We start from the raw sequence: 15,690 nt of genomic DNA, 5'->3' as shown, positions 1-15,690 counted from the left end.
TCATGCCATCATTCTGCGGCGGAGCCTTCCATGTTGCGACTAACTCAATACTTGCGCCTGCTGGACCAAACCACCGGCGCGCCGCTTGCCCGGTCAGCCGCCGCGCCAACCGGCCCGGTGGTGATCTGGAACCTCATCCGCCGCTGCAATCTCACCTGCCAGCATTGCTATTCCACGTCGGCCAACCGGGACTTTCCGGGTGAACTGAGCACGGCGGAAGCGTACGAGGTGATGGACGACCTCAAGGCCTTCGGCGTGCCGGTGCTGATTCTGTCGGGCGGGGAGCCTCTGCTGCGGCCGGACATCCTCGATATCGGCCGCCGTGCCAAGGCCATGGGTTTTTACGTGGGCTTGTCCAGCAATGGCACTTTGATAGACGAGCGCAACGTGGCGGCGCTGGCCGACACCGGTTTTGACTATGTGGGCGTGAGTCTGGACGGTATCGGCGAAACCCATGACGCCTTCCGCCGTCTGGCGGGCGGCTTTGAGCTGGCGTTGCGCGGGGTGCGGCTGGCGCGTGAGGCCGGCATGAAAGTGGGCATCCGCTACACCATGACCGAAGACAACGCCCAGGACTTGCCGGCCTTGTTGCAGCTGATGGCCGATGAGGACATCGACAAGTTTTATTTCTCCCACCTCAATTACGCCGGGCGCGGTAACAAGCACCGCGCCGACGATGTGCGCCATGCGCGCACCCGCTGGGCGATGGATCTGCTGATCGAACAGGCGCTGGCGCAACTGCGCGCCAGCCGGCCGCGCGAGTTTGTCACCGGCAACAACGATGCCGACGGTGTTTACCTGCTGCACTGGGCGCGCCGGCATTATCCGCAAAGGGCGGAAGCACTGCGCGAAGCGCTGAGGCGCTGGGGCGGCAACGCCAGCGGTGTCAACGTGGCCAATATCGATAATCTTGGCAACGTCCATCCCGATACCATGTGGTGGAAAATCAAGCTGGGCAATGTGCGCGAGCGTCCGTTTTCCGCTATCTGGCGCGATGCCTCCCACCCGCTGATGGCCGGCCTGCGGCAAACGCCGCGCCCAGTGTTGGGCCGTTGCGGAGCCTGCGCGCATCGCGATATTTGCAACGGCAACACTCGGGTGCGCGCCTGGGAACTGACCGGCGATTTCTGGGCGGCCGATCCGGCCTGTTATCTCAGCGACGAAGAAATCGGCGTGACGCCGGGCAGCTACGCGCTGCCGGCCTTGACGCCCTGGCGGCGGGAGGTGACGGCATGAAGCGCACCTTATGGCTGTTGTGGATGTTGTGCGCCGGCGCGCCGGCCTGGGCGGCCGATCCGGCCGCGCTGTATACCCGGCATTGTCAGAGCTGCCACGGAGCGGACAGACTGGGCGGCATGGGGCCGGCATTGCTGCCGGAAAGTCTTGAACGGCTGAAACCGGCCGAGGTGGTCGACACCATTCGTCGCGGTCGCGAGGCAACGCAGATGCAGGCGTTTGCCGACCGCATCAACGAGGACGATATTCGCCAGCTGGCCGGCTGGCTGGCGCAATCGCCCGGCAAGACGCCGCAATGGACCGACGCCGACATGCAGGCCAGCCGCCGGCAACTGGTGTCTCCCGAGACCTTGCCGGCGCGCCCGGTGTATGCGGCCAATCCGCAAAACCTCTTTGTGGTGGTGGAGGCGGGCGACCACCATGTCAGCATTCTCGATGGCGACCGCTTTACTCCGCTGGCGCGCTTTGCTAGCCATTACGCCCTGCACGGCGGGCCCAAGTTCTCGCCCGACGGCCGCTTCGTCTATTTCGCCAGCCGCGACGGCTGGGTCACCCAGTACGATCTCTACAGCCTGCAGGTCGTGGCGGACATTCGCGTGGGCCTCAATACCCGCAATATCGCCGTCTCCGCCGACGGCCGCTGGGTGCTGGCCGGCAACACGCTGCCGCAGACGCTGGTGTTGCTGCGCGCCGATGGATTGCGGCCAGAGAAAACCTGGGCGGTGAAAAGCCGCGACGGCAAACCCTCGCGCGTGTCCGCGGTGTACGACGCCGCACCGCGCAACAGCTTTGTGGTGGCGCTGAAAGATGTGCCGGAGTTGTGGGAAATATCTTGTCGCGCCGACGCCGAACCCTTGCATCCCGGGCTGATGCACGACTACAGGTTGGCCGAAGGCGCATCGCTGCCGGGCTATCTGAATCCGCGCGTCATCCCGCTGGACATGGTGCTGGACGACTTTTTCTTTGATCCGGAATACCGCCACGTGCTGGGCGCGTCGCGCGAGGGCAAGGCCGAGGTGATCAGCCTGGTCAGCGGCGGCAAAGTGGCGGATCTGGCCTTGGGCGGCATGCCGCATCTGGGCTCGGGCATTGTGTTCAGCGCTGACGGCCATCGCTACATGGCTACGCCCAATCTCAAGGGCGGCCGTTTGACCTTTGTTGATATGGCAAGCTGGCGCGTGGTGAAGGATATCGCGTTGCCGGGGCCGGGTTTTTTCTTGCGCAGCCATGAAAACACCCCCTATGCCTGGGCCGACTCCATGATGAGCGCGCGCAAGGACACGCTGTCCATCATCGACAAGCGCAGCATGAGCATGGTGAAAGAGCTGGTATTGCGGCCGGGCAAGACCACGGCGCACGTGGAGTTCACCCGCGACGGCCGCTACGCGCTGGTGTCGGTGATGGAAAACCCCGGCGAGCTGCTGGTGGTGGACGCGGCCACCTTCCGGGAGGTGGCCAGCCTGCCGATGATGAAACCCATCGGCAAATACAATGTGTACAACAAGGTGACCCGCTCCGAGGGCACCAGTCACTGATCGCGCCGGGGCTGGGGACTAGTCCCATAGGACTAGCCGCCTCCTGCCAACGGCGCATGGTTGAGGCCGGGGTGGGCTCTTATAGTGGAGGCCACCCCGGCAATCGAGCGCATACCGTCATGAGCAATCTGGACATTCCATCTTTCCTTCGTCATCAGCCCTTGTTCCAGCAGCTGTCGCCCGAGCAGATCAGCGCGCTGGTGCCGCATACGCATGAAGTGCGCGGCCTCAAGGGCCAGGTCATTTTCCAGAAGGGCGACCCTTGCGATGGCATGTTCCTGGTGGTGTTTGGCCGGGTGAAACTGGCGCTATCCTCGGCGCAGGGCAATGAAAAAGTGATGGAAATCATCCAGCCGGGGCAGAGCTTCGCCGAGGCGGTGATGTTCCTTGGCCGGCCTTGCCCGGTGATGGCGCAGTTTCTGGAAGACGGCATGCTGCTCAAGGTAGAAGCCGAAGGCATCCTGCAGGCGATAGACAATGACGCGGCGTTCGCCCGCCGCCTGCTGGCCGGGCTGTCGCTGCGCCTGCATGGCCTGGTGCGGGATGTGGAGCGTTACTCGATAGAGAGCTCTTTGCAACGCGTTATCGGCTATCTGCTGCAGCATCTGCCGGAAGAGGGCTGCGACCTCATGCCGCAGGTGTCATTGCCGGTCAACAAGAATCTGATCGCATCCCGGCTGAATCTCACGCCGGAAACCTTCTCCCGCATGCTGCATCAGCTGATCGAAGCGGACCTCATCATGGTGGAAGGCCGCGACATCACTCTGGTGAACGTGGACAAGCTCAAGGCCTTCGGCAATCGCGAGTAAAGCCGGTGGCTCGATGTCGGCGGCGCGTGCGCTGCCGGCGTTGGGTCCGCCGGGTGGTCCAACGCAACATGGGGGCGCATGCGCCCGGTCTTGGCAGCGGTGCCGTGTTGGCCGGCGACATCACGCAAGTTGCGCGCGATATTGCTCGCGACGCCACGGACATCGCCCGCGACAGTACGGATATTCATGCCGATCGGGCGGCGTTGCAGATGGATCTGGCCGCTGCGTCCGCTTTGCGCGTGGATCGCCGCGTGGCGGAGCAGGCGCTGCAAGCCGGTGACCTCGCCACTGCGCAAACGCAGCTGGCCAAGGTAGAGGCGCTGGGCAGCGCTATCCGGCAGGCTGAAGCCAAGGTTGCGGCGGCGCACCGCGATTTGACGCTGGTCCGTATTGATCGCGCCTTGGACAAGGCGGAGCTGGCGCATGATGCGCGCGATTTGAGCGGGGATGCCGGCGTGCAGCCGGAAACCGGCCCAGCAGCCAGCAGCCAAGTGGCGGCTGACCGCGCCGCGTTGGAAACGGCGATGTCAGCGTAAAAGCACGCAATACCGCGCTTGAAGGCATGGCCGCCGCCGTCAAGGCCGGCGATCTGGCTACAGCACAGACCGACCTGGCTACGGCAGAGTCGCTCAAGTCCACCATCCAGACGCAGGCGAAGGCCGCGGCCAAATCGGCAAACGCCGCCAAGTCTGCCGTCTCGGGCAAGGGCGGCAACGGCGGTAAAGGCAAGAAATAAGTACCGGAGGTTGTTGATGATGCTTCAGGAGCCGCGCAAAAGGGGCTGAGGCATTAGCGCTTTGGCGGCGCTAGGCAGTACGCAACAAGGGCAGGCGCGTGGGCCTGCCCTTGTTGCGTCATGGCGCGATGGTCAGTGCAAGGACTGGATGTAGGCAGCCAAGGACTGGATGTCTTTCTCGTCCAGTGTTTTCACAATGGCCTGCATGGCCACGGCGGATGGGCGCTGGGTGGTTTCAAACACATGCAGCTGCTTTGCCAGATAGGGGGCATGCTGACCAGCCAGACGCGGGCCGTTTTCGCTGCCCTCGCCGCTGGGGCCATGGCAGGCCAGGCACGCCGGCGTGCCTTTGGCTTCGTTGCCTTCATGAAACAAAACGTTGCCGCGCGCCGCCAGTTGGCTGTCTACCGGTGCCGGGTTGGGCAAGGGTTTCTGACGGGAGAAGTAATCTGCGATGCCGGCGATGGCGGCGTCGTCCAGTGTGGCGGCAATGCCCCACATGTAGTCGTGCGCGGACTGGTCGCTGCGGCTGCGGTTTTTCAGGGCTTGCAGCTGCTGTGTCAGGTAGCCGGCTTGCTGGCCGGCCAGACGGGGAAACAGCGGCGATACGCTGTTGCCGTCCGCGTTGTGGCAGTTGGCGCACCATTGGCGCGCGGTGTCTTCCGGCGTTCCGGCCGCAAAACCGGGGGAGGACAGGGCGGCGAGCAGGACGATCAGAGCGAGGCGGGCGAGTGTCATGGCGTATCCCCTCAGAAGGCTATCCAGGTGTACAGATAGGTGGTGTTGTTGTCGCGCGCGTTGCGGCCGTTGCCGTCGTAATTGGTGCTGGCGCCTTGGTATTTGGTGTAGCTGGTGTATTGCAGGCCAACACGCCAGTTGGGCTGGATCATGTAGTTGAATTCCAGCAGATAGCCCGTGGTGTCGGGTCGGCCGGTATTGCTCCACGCCACCCAGTCGGTACTGCCGGTTTCATTGAAGTAGCCGACAGTCAGGCCGTAAGTGTGTTGATACCAGTAACTGGCCTTGGCGCGGAAGCTGTTGAGCTTGCTGTTGGCCGAAGCGCGATCGTTGCCGATGTGCGAGGCGCCCAGTCGGCGCTTTCGTGGATATAGGACAGCTGGGTGGTGAAGACATGCGGATCAGACAGGTACTGGTATTGCAGATCCACACCGCGATCGTGATAGCTGTCCAGCGGCGAGCCCGGGTCGGTGCCGTCGGTGTGCACTTTGGCGTTCATGCCGAACAGGCCGGCGGAAAGCGAGTTCACGCCCCAGTCGCGGCTATAGGCGAAGCGCCAGTAAGGGTTGCTGCCGGACAGGCGGTTACCCAAATCCACGCCATGGCTGAGGAAGGAAAAGACGCCATCTGCCGCGCGGTAGGCGCCCACTTCCGCATACCAGTTTTTGTTGAGGAAGGCGTAGGCGCTCAGCCCGGCCACCTGCTGTGCCAGGCCACCTTCAATCAGCGTGGCTTGCGGCGAGATGCCCCAGACGCCGGCTAGACGGGAGGACTGGTAGGGATAGCTGAACGCCGGGGTAGAGTTCCAGGCGTCTTGCACGGTGGGATTATTGTTGAGTGTCAAGCCATAGATGAGGTCGAGGTCCTCCTTGGCGATGTGATTGGTCAGGCGCCAGTCGTTGTTGTCGGCGGTGGTTTTGCCGCTGAAGGATGTGCTGCCGTCAGCCTGCGTGTTGCTGTTGAGGTTGTTGTAGGTCCACTGGGAGAACATGCCCACATGGTCGCCCAGCTTGCCGGCGAGAAAGAGGTTGCCGCCCTCGAATTCAAGCTGGTTGTTGCGCGGATAGCTGATGTCGTTGCCCTGGGTGTTAGCGACATGGCTTACCGAGGCCACTGCCATGGCGGCGACGGGAAACAGCTGGGTGGTGCCCAGGGTATAGCCGGACAGTTTGAACAGCCGGCCATAAGGAGTGAGTTCGGGAAAACTGACGTGACAGGCGACGCAGGCTTCGCCGGTCTGAGGGCGTAGCTGGGCAGCGCTTGCGCCGGTTGCAGCGCCAGCAGCGGCAGCAGGCCGGCCAACAGCGCCAACAGTCGAGTACGAATGGACTTCATGACGATCTCCATTTCTGATTGTTCTACTGAGGACTATCTGTTGAAACTGTATGCCGGCCAAAAAAGGATGTTGATGAGAGCAAGACCGGGCTTGATCTTGATCAAAAAGAAATGGGTGAAGTGTTGTAAATAAATTGTCTCTAATATTTGCACCTGCATTGGCCAGAGGGCGGTCGCCGCCTGGCCGGCCAGTTCAACATAGACTGCTGTGGAGATGCTTGCTTCGGGAAAATCAGGATGTGGCGATGGAACAGATCATCGGCAAGAGGATTGGTCGACGACGGCAAGGCTGCGCTCATGAGACGTCATCAGCCTGTAAACTGCTTGTGACAGACTGCGTGAGCACTGTGTGCTCCTTCTGCTTCTTTGTGTGAACGTAATGAACCTTTGACCCTTGGCTTGAAACCAGGGGTTTTTTTATGCCTGAACGGGACAGGGTGGCTGGAGACCGCTCAGCTTGCCAGCGTGCGGAAGGCGCGGGCCTGTTCCAGGATGGCGCGTTTGGTCACCACGCCCAGTAGTTGCGGGTGCTCGATGCTGGCCACAATGGGCAAGCGTTCCAGCGGCATGCCGGCAAACAGCTGCCAGGCATCGTCCAGCGCGGCGTCTTTCGGCAAACGGGGAAAATCCGGCTCCAGCATCAGCGAGACGGCTTGTCCGGCATCACCGGGATTGGACTGCAGGTAGGCCGCCAGCCGGTGCATGGATACCGCGCCCAGCAGCAGGCCGGCTTCGTCCACCACATAGAGATAACGCGTGCGGCTGCGTTCGAAAATGGCGCAGGCCTGCGCCAGCGTATGCTGGGGCAAGAGGTTGTCGCCGGCCGGCTCCAGCAGTGACGCCATGGTATGGCGCACCACCGCCTGGACGGCCGTCTGGCGGCTGTGGCGGCGATTCAGCACTTCATACAGCGAGGCGGGCTGCAGCGCGCGCGATACGGTGTAGGCCATCACGCAGGCGGCCATCAAGGGTAGCAGCAGGCTGGCGTTCATGGACATCTCGAACACCATCAACGTGGCCATCAGCGGCGCGTGGCTCACCGCCGCCATGAATGCGGCCATGCCTATCATGGCCAGTTGGGCGGTGTCCGGGTGCGCCAGCCAATGCCATTGCGCGGCCATGCCGGCACAGAGTGTGCCCAGCGCCGCGCCGACAAACAGCGAGGGTGTGAAGATGCCGCCCACCGCGCCGGAGCCCACCATACAGGCGGTGGCCGCCACCTTGGCCAGCAAAATCAGCGCCAACGGCAGCGCGGCGGAGCTGCCGCCCAGGATATCAATGATCGGCGCATAGCCATTGCCGCACACTTGCGGTACGAAAACGGCGATCAGGCCCATCAACAGCCCGCCCAGCGTCATCTGCCAGGTGGGGGCTAGGCCGGTGGCGCGGAACGCCGCTTTGCCGGCTTGCAGCAGGCGCAGGAAGAGCGGAGCGGCCAGGCCGTTGAGCAAGGCCATCGGCGCCAGCAGCAACCAGTCGGCGGCATTGATGGACGCCGCCTGGCTGACCAGCGCGAAGGGCGCGTCGTCGCTGCCCAGCGCGCCCACCAGCAAAGACGCACTGACTGCGGCGGCAAACAGCGGCACCAGCTTGTCCACACTGATGGCGCCCAACACGATCTCCGCCACGAAAATCGCGCCGGACAGCGGCGCGTGATACACCGACGCCAAGCCGGCCGCCGCGCCGCAGGCCGTCATTTGCCGCAACAGAGCCGGTTCGGCCCAGCGGCTGCCGCTGAGCGATCCGGTCAGCGCCGCCAATTGCACCATCGCGCCTTCCCGACCGATGGAGCCGCCGGAGGCGATCGACGCCAGCGAGGACAGGCTGCGCAGCAAGGTGGAGCCGGGCGCGATACGGCCCGAGCCTTCGGACACTGCTTCCATGTAATCCTGTTGCCCGTCCGTTTGCTCCCGCTGGCGCGCCCAGCGCAGGAACAGTGCCGCCACCAAACCGCCGGCGGCCGGAATCAGCAGGCACAGATACCAGGGCAGGGCGGCGGCCAGTTCGGTAATGTCGCCGTCGCGGCCAAACAGCACGTGTTCCGTCTGCTCGATGGCGAGGCGGAACACCGTGGTGGCCAGCGCGGCCAAGAGGCCGATGGGCACGGCCAGCAGGGTGCGCAGGGTCAGGCTGTCGCGGCCGGAAAGCGCGGCGCGCAGCCAGAGGGCAATGGGGTGGGCTTGCGGCTTGTCCAAGGGTTGTGCGGGGCCAGGGTTTGGTTGGCGGCGACCATGCGTCCAAAGCCGGCATGATAGCACCGGCAGGACAAGACCGCCCTTGCGCCGCGAGGCGGGCAAGGGCGGAGCTGCTTGGCCTGAGGACCTGTGCACGATCAGCTGCGCCTCGGCGATACGGCGTTAAAGACAACGGCGGAATGCGTATTTACGCTGTGTAAACGCCGCTCCCTCAGCCGTTTTGCCTTGTCACGCCCAGGCTTGGGAGATTGTGGGCACACTCTGAGCGGGGGTTATTTCAGGCCCAGCGCCTTTTGCACGGCGGGCAATCCCTCGCCGCCGTTTGCGGTCTTGACACCAGCCAGCCAGTTTTTCAGCGCTTCCGGCTGCGCCTTGATGGTGGCGATGGCCACAGCGCGGTCATTGGCTTGCGGATCTTCAAAAGCGCTGACCATGCGGTTTTCCATGTCCACGTCAAAGCGCAACTGCTTGAACAGGCGGGCCGGGTTGGGGCATTGCTCGGCATAGCCGCGCCGGGTCACTGTGTTGACTGTGGCGCCGCCGTAATCCGGCCCGAAGTAGGCGTCGCCGCCGGACAGATAGCTCAGCTTGTACTTGGTGTTCATCACATGCGGTTCCCAGCCGAGGAAGACAATCCATTCCTTGGCCGCCACCTTGCGCGCCACCTGCGTCATCATGCCGGTTTCGCTGGACTCCATCAGCGACCAGCCGTTAAGGCCGAAGTCATGCTTGTCCAGCATGGTTTTCAGGCTCTGGTTGGCCGGTGCGCCGGGTTCGATGCCATAGATCTTGCGCTCGAAGCGGTCCTGGAAACGGGCGAGATCGGCGAAATTGCGCACGCCGGCGGCGGCCACGTAGTCCGGCACCGCCAGCGTGAATTTCGCGCCTTTGAGGTTGGCTTGCAGCTGCTCGATGGAGCCGTCCTTCAGCTTGGGTTCCACCAGGTGTTTTTGCGCCGGCATCCAGTTGCCGAGAAACACGTCCAGCTGATTCTTGGCGAGGCCCAGATAAGTGATGGGCACTGAAAGGTGGTCCAGCTTTTGTTTGTAGCCCAGCGATTCCAGCAGCACGCCGGCCACGGCGTTGGTGGCGCGGATATCGCTCCAGCCCGGCCCGGACATGCGCACCTCGCGGCAGCTGTCGGTGTCGGCGGCGGCCAGCTGCGCGGCCAGCATGGCCACGCTTCCCAATACGATCACGGATGTCTTGTTCATCGGTTTGCTCTCCAGAGGCTTACTTCAGGGGTACACGCGGGAATCGGGCCATGGCCTCCAGGGCGTCCAGCTCGAGGTGGTTTCTCATATAGCGCAGGCTGGCGTCGTCAAAGGGCTGGAAGTCCCAGCTGCGGCGTTTGCCCTGGTTTTCCGCTTCGTAATGGAAATGGCGACGGCGTTGGCTGGCCAGCACTTGCCGATGCAGTTGCGGCAGGTTCCAGCGTTCGGCCACTTCGTCGCGGAAGGCGGCCAGCCGCTCGGCGTGGGCCAGGTTCCCGGCCAGGTTGATTTGTTCCAGCGGGTCGGCGACCAGGTCGTACAACTGATCCGGGTCGGCCGGGGAGTGGACGAATTTGTAGCGGTCGCGGCGAATCATTACCAGCGGCGCGATGGCGCCCTCGCCAAGGTATTCGCCGATCACTTCATCGTGGCCGGGCTGGCCCTTGAGGTGCGGCCACAAGCTGCGGCCGGCGATGGCTTCCGGTGCGGCTGGCGTCTCTCCGCCGTGGGCGATGTCCACCAGCGTGGGCAGGATGTCGGCGGAGGAGACCGAAGCGGCGACCCGGCGCGGGGCGAAGCGGTCCGGCGCATGCACCATCAGCGGAATGCGCGCCGCGCCTTCGAAGAAGTTCATTTTGTACCAGAGGCCGCGCTCGCCCAGCATGTCGCCGTGGTCGGCCAGCACCACAATCACCGTGTCTTCGGCCAACCCCGCCTTGTCCAGCGCTTTGAGCAGCCGGCCTACCTGATCATCCACATAAGACACCGCGCCGTAGTAGGCGTGGCGGGCGTCGCGGATCTGCTGCGCGCTGATGGGCGTCCGGTCCAGTTCGCAGACAAAGCGCAGGCGTTGCGAGTGCGGGTCGTGTTGTTCCGGCGGCAGCGTCAGCTTGGGCATGTCGATTTCGGCGTCGTCGTAGCGTTGCCAGTACTCCTCGCTGATGGCGTAGGGGTCGTGTGGATGCGTCATGGAAACCAGCATGCAGAAGGGGCGTTCGTCGCCTTCGCGGGCGATGTCGTACAGCTTGCGCTCGGCGGCAAACACCACTTCATCGTCGTAGTCCAGCTGGTTGGTGCGGATGCAGGGGCCGGCGTCGGTTACCGAACTCATGTTGTGGTACCAGCTGGGGCGGATGTCCGGCCGGCTCCAGTCCGGCGTCCAGCCGAAGTCGGCCGGGTAGATGTCGGTGGTCAGGCGCTCTTCAAAGCCGTGCAACTGATCCGGGCCGCAAAAATGCATCTTGCCGGACAAAATGGTGCGGTAGCCGGCGTGGCGCAGGTAGTGGCCGAAGGTCAGCACCTCGGTGGGCATTTCTGCGGCGTTGTCGTAAGCGCCAATGGCGGAGGGCAGCTGGCCGCTCATGAATACATAGCGCGAGGGGGCACACAGCGGACTGTTGGTATAGGCCGAGTCGAACACCACGCTTCTGGCCGCCAGCGCCGACAGATGCGGCGTGCGTGTTACCGGATTGCCGTAAAAAGGCAGCGCGCCAGGCGTTAGCTGGTCGGCCATCAGGATCAGGATATTGGGCTTGCCGGTTTTCATGATTGTCCTTTGCCATAGGCGGCGTTTATTCTTCCAGCAAGACTAGAAGCCATGAAAACCACTGTGAAGACGGTATTTTCTAATGAAGGAATAAGTAGAGCTTATGGCAAATCTGCGCAGATTGCCGCCTTTGCAGGCGCTGGCGTTTTTTGAGGCCGCAGCCCGTTTGGGCAACTTCACCGCCGCCGCGCGCGAACTGGGCACCACGCAGCCTGCGGTCAGCCTGCGCGTGGGGTGGCTGGAGGAGGATCTTGGCGTGCCGTTGTTTCGCCGCCAGCATCGCGGCGTGGCGCTGACGGCGGAGGGCGCGCGTTTGTTCGAGGCGGTGCGCGACGGGCTGGAGACCATACGTGCGGTGGTAAGCGACATTCGTGCCCAGCGCACGCGCAAGGTGCTGACGCTGGCCACCGATTTCGGCTTTGCCGCCTACTGGATGATGCCCAGGCTGGAGGCGCTGGGGCAGTTGATGCCGGATGTGGACATCAGGCTGGTTACCAGTCAGAACCAGTTTGATATACGCGGTGAGCCGGTGGATTTCGCCATCTCCTTCGGCAACGGCAACTGGGCCGGTTGCGCGGCGGAGCGTCTTTTCAGCGAGCAGGTATTGCCTTTGTGCAGCCCGGCGTTTCTGGCGCGGCACGGGCCCTTGGAGACAGCCCGGCGGATCTCTCGGCCTTGCCCTTGCTGCATCTGGAAGCGGCCGAGCCGTCGCGCTGGTTGCGCTGGGACGACTGGTTCGCCCGGCAGGGCATGCCGCAACGTCCGGCCGGGCGCGACATCACGCTCAACACCTACCCCTTTGTGTTGCAGGCAGCCATGAGCGGGCAGGGCGTGGCGCTGGGCTGGAGGCCGCTGGTGGACGATTTGCTGGCGGCGGGGCAACTGGTGCCGGCGCTGGACGTGGCGGTGCGTACCGAGCGCGGTTATTTCCTGGTACAGCCGGAAAAGCTGCGGCTACGGGACGAACATCACCGTTTTCGGGAGTGGGTATTGAAGGCCTGCGGGGCGGGGGCCGTGTCTACTGTAAACAAGGCGGAAAACGACTGAGCGGAAAGCGGGAAACTTGGGAGGTCAGAAGCTGGAGTGGTGGAGGTAAGCGGGATCGAACCGCTGGCCTCGACGTTGCGAACGTCGCGCTCTCCCAACTGAGCTATACCCCCCGAGGCAGCCTTCTCAATGACGCGGATATTTTACTGCGAAGCCTGCGGCCACGCCAAGTCGGGTGACGCGCAGGCGCGGGGAGGTTGGCCGAAGGCGGCGGCCGCGCACGGCCCGGCAACGCTTACTTGGAGCGGCTAACAAAAATCAGTTTCACGACTGAGACAAGGCGCGCCGATGCCGATAGTCCTTGAGTACGACCAATCGGCGCAACGCCGCATCAGCAATTTTGTCAGCCACTCTTACTGAATGATGCCGCCGCCCAGGCAGATGTCGCCGTCGTACAGCACGGCGGATTGCCCAGGGGTTACCGCCCATTGCTTGTCGCGGAAGGTCAGACTGGCCTTGCCGTCCACTACTGGCGACAGCGAGCAGGCGGCGTCGGCCATGCGATAGCGGTTCTTGGCGGCGTAATCGCCGGCGGCGGGTGCGGCGGGCAGGGTCCAGGACAGGTCATCCATCGCCAGCGTGGACTTCAGCAGCAGGGGATGGTCGTGTCCTTGCACCACGATCAGGCGGTTGGCGGGAATGTCCTTGCCGGCCACGAACCAGGGTTCGCCGCTGCCGTCGCGGCTGCCGCCGATATTGAGGCCCTTGCGCTGACCCAGCGTGTAGTACATCAGGCCGATGTGCTCGCCAACGACCTTGCCTTCGGCGTTCACCATCTCGCCCGGATGGGTGGGCAGATAGCGTTGCAGAAACTCGCGGAACGGCCGCTCGCCGATGAAGCAGATGCCGGTGGAATCTTTCTTGGCGGCGGTGGGCAGACCGGCCTCTTCGGCCAACTTGCGCACTTCGGTCTTGCGGATGTCGCCCAGCGGGAACATGGCTTTGGCCAGCTGATGCTGCTGCAGGCGGTACAGGAAGTAGCTTTGATCCTTGGTGTGATCCACCGCCTTCATCAGATAGTGGGTGCCGTTCCGCTCCAGTTTGCGCGCGTAGTGGCCGGTGGCGATGCAGTCCGCGCCCAGCGCCATTGCATAGTCGAGAAAAGCCTTGAACTTGATCTCGGCATTGCACAGCACGTCCGGGTTGGGCGTGCGGCCGGCGGAGTACTCCTTGAGGAAGTACGAGAACACGCGGTCCTTGTACTCCTTGGCGAAATTGACGATTTCCATGTCGATGCCGACGATGTCGGCCACGCTCATGGCGTCCAGCGCATCCTGCTTGATGGAGCAGTATTCGTCGTCGTTGTCGTCTTCCCAGTTTTGCATGAACACACCGATGACTTCATGGCCCTGCTGCTTCAGCAGCCAGGCGGTCACCGAGGAGTCCACGCCGCCGGACATGCCGACGACAATCTTTTTCTTGCCCGTCACGGGGAGAATCCTTCTTTCCATAGCGCCATGGGCACGACGACAGGCGCCGCGCCGAAGGCATTGAACCAGCTGTCCACCACCCATTCCTGGCCGGTGTCGATATCGGTGATGTGGCTGGCGAAGTGTTGGGCCACCAGCCAGCGGGTGCGGCGGACGATGTCGCCCACTACGTGAAAATGCAGCCAGCCGTTGTTGGCCAGATAGCGCAGGAAGGCATCGTCGTTGAGGCTGTGGTCGATGCAGTCCATGCGGCCGTCGCCGTCGTTGTCGTAACGGTCGCCGCCCTTGTCCTGCCAAATGGGGCTCTTTTGCGCGGAAAGCAAGTAGAGGGCGAGAACGGCCTGCTGGATCTGGCGGCGCTCCGTGGCGGCGTCCGTCGGATGATTGAACAGGCCGGCCAGCCAGTCGCGCGCTTCGTCGGTGATGTCCACCGTGGCCTGTTTGCTGCAACCGTAATGATAACAGACCTGTACCGGCCACGCATGGACGGCGCCCGCGGCCAGCCAGAAGAGGGCGGCCGCCAACAGGCGGTAAGCAATGCGCAAGGAAGCCTCCTTGCCGCGCCGGGTTCAGAGGGGAATACGGTGCAGCAGGGAGAGCGGATGATGTTCTCCGCGCAGGTAGTCGTCCAGGCATTGCAGGACAACCGGACTGCGATGTTGCGACTGGCGGGCGGCGATCTCATCGTAGGTAAGCCAGTGCGCCTTGACAATCCCTTCGTCGAGCGTGGCGCCGTCCAGCTCCCGCAGCGGGCGAGCGGCGAAGGCAAACCGCAACCATGTGATGTCGCTGTCGGGCTTGTCCACCAGATAAACGCCAACCAGATACGTCAGTTCCACCTCCCAGCCGGTTTCCTCCCGTGTTTCGCGCAGGGCGGCGTCCAGCAAGCTTTCGCCGTGTTCCAGATGGCCCGCCGGCTGATTAAAGCGCCTGCCGGTTTCGGTGTCTTCTTCCACCATCAGAAAGCGGCCATTGTGCTCCACCAGTGTTGCAACGGTGGCATTGGGTTTCCATTGAGACATATTCTCGTCCTTTAATTGACATTCATTCTCATTTGCCCTATCGTTGCAAACGAGACTTGTTTTCATTTTTATTCCAGCCCAGCGAGCTTGCCATGTACGTCTGCCTCTGCAACGCCGTCACCGACCATGACATCCGCGCCGCCGTTCGCCATGGAGCGGAACGCATGAGCGACCTGCGCCGCGAGCTGGGTGTATCCGCCGACTGCGGCAAATGCGCTTGCGAAGCCAACCGGGTGCGCAAGGAAGCGCTGTACCAGATTGCCGAGCCGGACGCGCTGGCTGCTGCCTGAACCTTCTCCTCAGCTCTTGTAAAGACCTGCCCCTATGCCATACTTAGCGCCTGCTAACGTCAGACAGGAGCATGGCATGCAAGGCGACAAGAAGGTCATCAAACTTCTCAACCAGGTGCTCAGAAACGAGCTGACTGCGATCAACCAGTATTTCCTGCATGCGCGCATGTACAAAAACTGGGGCCTGAAAAAACTCAACGACCACGAATACCACGAATCCATCGATGAGATGAAGCATGCTGACATGCTGATCGAGCGCATTCTCTTCCTGGAAGGGCTGCCCAATCTGCAAGACCTCGGCAAGCTTTATATCGGTGAAAACGCGCAAGAAATGCTTGAGTGCGATCTCAAGCTGGAAATGGAAGGCATTCCCTTGCTGCGCGAAGCGGCCGCCTACTGTGAGACGGTGAAAGACTACGTGAGCCGCGAGCTGTTTGTGCGCATTCTCGAAAACGAGGAAGAGCACGTGGACTGGCTGGAAACCCAGCTGGACCTGATCGACAAAGTGGGTTTGCCGAACTATCTGCAAAGCCAGATGGACGATTGAAACACCGGCC

Annotated in this window: 18 protein-coding genes and 1 tRNA gene; 9 read left to right on the top strand and 10 right to left on the bottom strand. The window is 62.9% G+C overall.

The window, feature by feature from the left end; translation table 11 throughout:
• Positions 1–30 precede the first annotated feature (30 nt).
• From nirJ to Q0P52_RS05225, 5 genes are all read left to right on the top strand, one after another.
• Complete coding sequence (gene nirJ, locus Q0P52_RS05245; RefSeq protein ID WP_293764430.1) at positions 31–1,236, top strand: heme d1 biosynthesis radical SAM protein NirJ; 1,206 nt, start codon at positions 31–33, stop codon at positions 1,234–1,236.
• Entirely contained in the window at positions 1,233–2,771 is a 1,539-nt protein-coding gene (locus Q0P52_RS05240; protein ID WP_293764427.1) for a cytochrome D1 domain-containing protein, read from the top strand. Before nirJ ends, Q0P52_RS05240 begins: the two co-directional genes overlap by 4 nt.
• A 119-nt stretch (positions 2,772–2,890) precedes the next feature.
• Positions 2,891–3,580, top strand: coding sequence for a Crp/Fnr family transcriptional regulator (locus Q0P52_RS05235; RefSeq protein ID WP_293764425.1), 690 nt, complete (start codon positions 2,891–2,893; stop codon positions 3,578–3,580).
• Positions 3,581–3,633: 53 nt separating this feature from the next.
• Complete coding sequence (locus Q0P52_RS05230; RefSeq protein ID WP_293813675.1) at positions 3,634–4,116, top strand: hypothetical protein; 483 nt, start codon at positions 3,634–3,636, stop codon at positions 4,114–4,116.
• 26 nt (positions 4,117–4,142) lie between these two features.
• A complete protein-coding gene (locus Q0P52_RS05225) occupies positions 4,143–4,316 on the top strand; it encodes a hypothetical protein (protein ID WP_293764420.1) in 174 nt (57 codons plus the stop codon).
• Between the two features lie 132 nt (positions 4,317–4,448).
• Here the strand turns inward: Q0P52_RS05225 and Q0P52_RS05220 are convergent, their stop codons facing one another.
• The 6 genes from Q0P52_RS05220 to betC all read right to left on the bottom strand — a co-directional run bounded on the left by Q0P52_RS05220 (position 4,449) and on the right by betC (position 11,344).
• The gene (locus Q0P52_RS05220; protein ID WP_293764417.1) at positions 4,449–5,054 is read right to left on the bottom strand and encodes a c-type cytochrome; all 606 of its coding nucleotides are present in this window, start codon (positions 5,052–5,054) and stop codon (positions 4,449–4,451) included.
• 11 nt (positions 5,055–5,065) lie between these two features.
• Entirely contained in the window at positions 5,066–5,266 is a 201-nt protein-coding gene (locus tag Q0P52_RS05215; protein ID WP_293764415.1) for a hypothetical protein, read from the bottom strand.
• Between the two features lie 38 nt (positions 5,267–5,304).
• Entirely contained in the window at positions 5,305–6,174 is an 870-nt protein-coding gene (locus tag Q0P52_RS05210) for a hypothetical protein (protein ID WP_293764413.1), read from the bottom strand.
• A gap of 667 nt (positions 6,175–6,841) precedes the next feature.
• Positions 6,842–8,584: a ClcB-like voltage-gated chloride channel protein gene (locus Q0P52_RS05205; protein WP_293764410.1), complete on the bottom strand. Its 1,743-nt coding sequence runs from the start codon at positions 8,582–8,584 to the stop codon at positions 6,842–6,844.
• A gap of 272 nt (positions 8,585–8,856) precedes the next feature.
• The gene (gene choX, locus Q0P52_RS05200; protein WP_293764407.1) at positions 8,857–9,798 is read right to left on the bottom strand and encodes a choline ABC transporter substrate-binding protein; all 942 of its coding nucleotides are present in this window, start codon (positions 9,796–9,798) and stop codon (positions 8,857–8,859) included.
• Between the two features lie 19 nt (positions 9,799–9,817).
• Positions 9,818–11,344 carry a choline-sulfatase gene (gene betC / locus Q0P52_RS05195; protein WP_293764405.1) on the bottom strand — a complete coding sequence of 509 codons (1,527 nt, stop codon included), beginning with the start codon at positions 11,342–11,344 and terminating at the stop codon, positions 9,818–9,820.
• A gap of 103 nt (positions 11,345–11,447) precedes the next feature.
• On the opposite strand from betC, the gene Q0P52_RS05190 reads away from it, so the two are divergent.
• Complete coding sequence (locus tag Q0P52_RS05190) at positions 11,448–12,164, top strand: LysR family transcriptional regulator (RefSeq protein WP_366061850.1); 717 nt, start codon at positions 11,448–11,450, stop codon at positions 12,162–12,164.
• Positions 12,062–12,391, top strand: coding sequence for a LysR substrate-binding domain-containing protein (locus Q0P52_RS05185; protein WP_366061848.1), 330 nt, complete (start codon positions 12,062–12,064; stop codon positions 12,389–12,391). The genes Q0P52_RS05190 and Q0P52_RS05185 overlap by 103 nt, the downstream gene beginning before the upstream one ends.
• Positions 12,392–12,428: 37 nt before the next feature.
• On the opposite strand, the gene Q0P52_RS05180 is transcribed toward Q0P52_RS05185, so the two are convergent.
• The 4 genes from Q0P52_RS05180 to Q0P52_RS05165 form a co-directional block, all read right to left on the bottom strand.
• Positions 12,429–12,504, bottom strand: a tRNA-Ala gene (locus Q0P52_RS05180).
• Positions 12,505–12,744: 240 nt separating this feature from the next.
• Entirely contained in the window at positions 12,745–13,821 is a 1,077-nt protein-coding gene (gene mnmA, locus Q0P52_RS05175; RefSeq protein WP_293764400.1) for a tRNA 2-thiouridine(34) synthase MnmA, read from the bottom strand.
• A complete protein-coding gene (locus Q0P52_RS05170) occupies positions 13,818–14,366 on the bottom strand; it encodes a hypothetical protein (RefSeq protein ID WP_293764398.1) in 549 nt (182 codons plus the stop codon). The genes mnmA and Q0P52_RS05170 overlap by 4 nt, the downstream gene beginning before the upstream one ends.
• Positions 14,367–14,390: 24 nt before the next feature.
• Positions 14,391–14,843, bottom strand: a complete 453-nt coding sequence (locus Q0P52_RS05165) for an NUDIX hydrolase (RefSeq protein ID WP_293764395.1) — start codon at positions 14,841–14,843, stop codon at positions 14,391–14,393.
• A gap of 92 nt (positions 14,844–14,935) precedes the next feature.
• Between Q0P52_RS05165 and Q0P52_RS05160 the strand changes: the two genes are divergently transcribed.
• Positions 14,936–15,133: a bacterioferritin-associated ferredoxin gene (locus tag Q0P52_RS05160; protein WP_293764392.1), complete on the top strand. Its 198-nt coding sequence runs from the start codon at positions 14,936–14,938 to the stop codon at positions 15,131–15,133.
• A 76-nt stretch (positions 15,134–15,209) separates the two neighbouring features.
• Complete coding sequence (gene bfr, locus Q0P52_RS05155) at positions 15,210–15,680, top strand: bacterioferritin (protein ID WP_293764389.1); 471 nt, start codon at positions 15,210–15,212, stop codon at positions 15,678–15,680.
• Positions 15,681–15,690: the final 10 nt, after the last annotated feature.

The organism is uncultured Aquitalea sp. (assembly GCF_945957525.1).
In the GTDB taxonomy this organism is placed as follows: Bacteria; Pseudomonadota; Gammaproteobacteria; order Burkholderiales; family Chromobacteriaceae; genus Aquitalea.
Note: the sequence above shows the minus strand (reverse complement) of the source record. Positions and strands in the feature narration are given on the sequence as shown.

Coding starts and splice junctions, on each gene's coding strand:
- Q0P52_RS05235 (WP_293764425.1), top strand. CDS start 2,891: ATGAGCAATCTGGACATTCCATCTTTCCTTCGTCATCAGCCCTTGTTC.
- Q0P52_RS05240 (WP_293764427.1), top strand. CDS start 1,233: ATGAAGCGCACCTTATGGCTGTTGTGGATGTTGTGCGCCGGCGCGCCG.
- Q0P52_RS05160 (WP_293764392.1), top strand. CDS start 14,936: ATGTACGTCTGCCTCTGCAACGCCGTCACCGACCATGACATCCGCGCC.
- betC (WP_293764405.1), bottom strand. CDS start 11,344: ATGAAAACCGGCAAGCCCAATATCCTGATCCTGATGGCCGACCAGCTA.
- Q0P52_RS05165 (WP_293764395.1), bottom strand. CDS start 14,843: ATGTCTCAATGGAAACCCAATGCCACCGTTGCAACACTGGTGGAGCAC.
- nirJ (WP_293764430.1), top strand. CDS start 31: ATGTTGCGACTAACTCAATACTTGCGCCTGCTGGACCAAACCACCGGC.
- bfr (WP_293764389.1), top strand. CDS start 15,210: ATGCAAGGCGACAAGAAGGTCATCAAACTTCTCAACCAGGTGCTCAGA.
- Q0P52_RS05190 (WP_366061850.1), top strand. CDS start 11,448: ATGGCAAATCTGCGCAGATTGCCGCCTTTGCAGGCGCTGGCGTTTTTT.
- choX (WP_293764407.1), bottom strand. CDS start 9,798: ATGAACAAGACATCCGTGATCGTATTGGGAAGCGTGGCCATGCTGGCC.
- Q0P52_RS05210 (WP_293764413.1), bottom strand. CDS start 6,174: ATGGCAGTGGCCTCGGTAAGCCATGTCGCTAACACCCAGGGCAACGAC.
- Q0P52_RS05225 (WP_293764420.1), top strand. CDS start 4,143: ATGGCCGCCGCCGTCAAGGCCGGCGATCTGGCTACAGCACAGACCGAC.
- Q0P52_RS05220 (WP_293764417.1), bottom strand. CDS start 5,054: ATGACACTCGCCCGCCTCGCTCTGATCGTCCTGCTCGCCGCCCTGTCC.